The organism is Pseudoflavonifractor sp. 60, from assembly GCF_009911645.1.
Classification (GTDB): Bacteria; Bacillota; Clostridia; order Oscillospirales; family Oscillospiraceae; genus Lawsonibacter.
In genome coordinates this window covers 1-2,675 of the sequence record NZ_QWKI01000005.1, presented here as the reverse complement: position 1 = coordinate 2,675, position 2,675 = coordinate 1, and the positions used below count along the sequence as shown (strand labels likewise).

Annotated in this window: 2 protein-coding genes and 1 pseudogene; 1 reads left to right on the top strand and 2 read right to left on the bottom strand. The window is 54.8% G+C overall.

Annotated features, from left to right (window positions below):
- Positions 1-228: pseudogene (locus D1646_RS01440) on the top strand (recombinase family protein); the annotation flags it as partial.
- Positions 229-258: 30 nt separating this feature from the next.
- Here the strand turns inward: D1646_RS01440 and D1646_RS01435 are convergent.
- Both D1646_RS01435 and D1646_RS01430 read right to left on the bottom strand, forming a co-directional pair.
- The gene (locus D1646_RS01435; protein WP_160634717.1) at positions 259-591 is read right to left on the bottom strand and encodes a recombinase family protein; all 333 of its coding nucleotides are present in this window, start codon (positions 589-591) and stop codon (positions 259-261) included.
- A 787-nt stretch (positions 592-1,378) separates the two neighbouring features.
- Positions 1,379-2,675, bottom strand: a 1,297-nt coding sequence (locus D1646_RS01430) for an S-layer homology domain-containing protein (RefSeq protein WP_160634716.1), incomplete at its 5' end; no start/stop codon positions are given.

The following is a 2,675-nucleotide window of genomic DNA, read 5'->3' as shown; positions in this document are numbered from 1 at the left end:
TACGCCAACGCCAAGATTGAGGAATTGGACAGCCGCCGTCAGGCCCTTGCCAGCGAGATTGCCAAGCTGACCGCCGAGGCCGTGTCCCCGGAGCAGATTGACACGATTTCCAATTATCTGGATGATTGGGAGAATGTCAGCTTTGAGGACAAGCAGCAGGTGGTGGATTTGATGATTACCGTCATTCGCGCCACCAGTGAGAAGCTGCAAATTGAGTGGAAAATCTGACGGCGGGCATACCGTCAGAACGTTATCTTTTTATGCCCTTGTCCAGTGTAGTTCCGTATATAACCCGACTTCCAGATAATTCCTGCCAAACCGGGACATATCCTTGACTACCACCATGCTGACAAGCCCCGCCTCAATGTCGGCCATCATTTCCATAAAGCCGGGACGTTTGAAATTTGTACCGCTCCATCCGTCGTCTTTGTAAACCTTATAGCTGGAAATTTCCCGGTCTTGACAATACCTGGTGAGGATTTCGATTTGATGGGATATGCTGTTGCTGTCCCCCTCGTTCTCATCGTCGCGGGAGAGCCGGACGTAGAGGGCCGTCCATTTTTCATTCAAATTGCCTGACTGCCTAATCATTTCAGCCTCCAATCTGGCAGTTACCGTTTCTGGCCTTGTAACACTCATAATTATACCTAATATCAAGAAAAACGTCAAATATTCGACAAATTCAGCGGGGATTGATGTATTGCTTCTCTGTCAAATAAACGCATCGTTTTCCAGAAACGGTAGCTCCCTCGCGGGTAGACTACTTTAATAAGAAATGCGTCTCACGGTGAGACGCATTAACGACAAATTTTGCATTGGTTGGCGGTTTTATATTTCGTTGTTCACGATTAGAAAAACAAGGCAGGATCAGACGGCGGCTGGCAGGGCCGCTCCATAGGATTTATCGTGCCTCCCCCCATTCCCGTGGCGGGGCGTCCTACGCTGTGACGCATAGCCGACGCAAGTATCATCATACCCATATGCAGTTCGTGGCCCGCTGCTGTGCCATAGCAGCTTTGCGGCGCTGGCCCCGTTCGCTCCGTCCTCCCGGTGTCCGGCCTCCTGTCACGGGGGATCATCCCTGCGTACCCGCCGCCCGGCTCCGCGCATACAGAATGTATCTGATTGCCTTATTCAGTTGTAGTCAAGCCCTTTCCCTGTTGAACGGAAAATACCTGCTTCTACTCCTTAATATCCCTGGAAATTGCTTTTTGCTCATTATCCGCAGGAACTTCCAAAACTTCCTAAAAGGTTATAAAAAACGACAGCTTTTCTTAAATACGTCTCACGGTGAGACGTATTTTATCGACAAATTCCGCACAACCTGTTATACAAAGAGCGGGACGGCAAGTGTGAACCGTCCCGCTCTTATAAGGTTTTATCTGTTTTTCAAGAAATTCATAAGCATCTGCGCTACCTGTCCGCGAGTTGCCAAGCCTTGGGGTGCCAACTGTCCGTTGCCCTTGCCGATCATGACACCGTTCTCCACCGCCCAGCGCAGGGCCTCCAGCGCGTAGCCGCTGGCCTTGTCCGCGTCGGTGAAGTGCAGCTCCTTATCTGTGGCGGCGGGGCTTCCGGCGTACCGCCAGAGCATGACGGCCAACTGCTCCCGGGTAATGTTATCGTTGGGGCCGAACATCCCGTTCCCATAGCCGCCCACGATGCCCTGGCTGGTAGCCCAGCGGACGGCCTCGGTGTACCATGCGCCGGTCGCCACATCGCCATATTGCAGCAGGTAATTGACCACCGGCCTGCCCTCTTTGTTAAAGAGGATTTGGGCAAATTGGGCGCGGGAAAGATTGTTGTTGGGACCAAAAGTTCCGTTGCCATAGCCGCCCATCAGCCCGTTCCGCAGCACATAGTCCACCGCTTCATGATACCATATGCCTACGCCCCCCAAGTCAGTGAAGCCGCGAGAGGGGCAATCCGTGCCGCCGTCACAGGGCTTCGGCCTATCATCCGGGAGGGGTGCAAAGGCGGCCTTGACCGTCACGGCCCTGCCGGGCATCGTAAATGTGTACTTCCCGCCGCCCTGGGCCGTCAGCTTGATTTCATTCCCCCGGTTGTCAGTGACGGTGAGGGTATCCAGCATATAGCCGCTGTCCGGGGTGACGGCCAGGGTGACAGTGCTGCCATTGCTGGCGTTGGTACGATTGGAGGTCACTTTGCCGTGTTCCGACTTCTCCACGGTGACAGCGTAGGTGTTGGAACTCCAACCACCGCCGCCATGATTGCCGCCGGTGGGAGGATCAGGCGTGGTTGCGGGGGCCGTCCAGCCCACGGAGATCGGGGACAGGCCGGTAACGGTAAACTGGAGGCCGCTGGCCGTGTTGGTGACGTGGGGCGTTTCCGTATCTCCGGGCGTTTTGCCAAAATCGCTGGTGGTGAACATATGCACCACGGTAAAGGTGTAGCTGCTGTTTGTTCCCGCCGGATAGGGCAGGGTAACGGTCAGGCCGTTTGCGGGGAAGTTTACGGCAGTCGCCTTCGTCCAGGTAGTGCCGCCGTCGGTGCTGATTTGCAGCTCCACATCATAGACGGCGGTGTTGGCTTGGGGAACGCCGGAATTGGCATGTGTAATAGCGGTTTTCATGGCGGCTTCCAGCTTTTCCAGGGTATTCAGCGTTTCAATGCTCTGCAATCCGGCAGGGACCTCGGAAATGCCGTTCTCCATA

What these genes read in the sequence shown, in the direction of transcription:
- D1646_RS01435 (WP_160634717.1), bottom strand. Translation starts at nt 591, where the DNA reads ATGATTAGGCAGTCAGGCAATTTGAATGAAAAATGGACGGCCCTCTAC.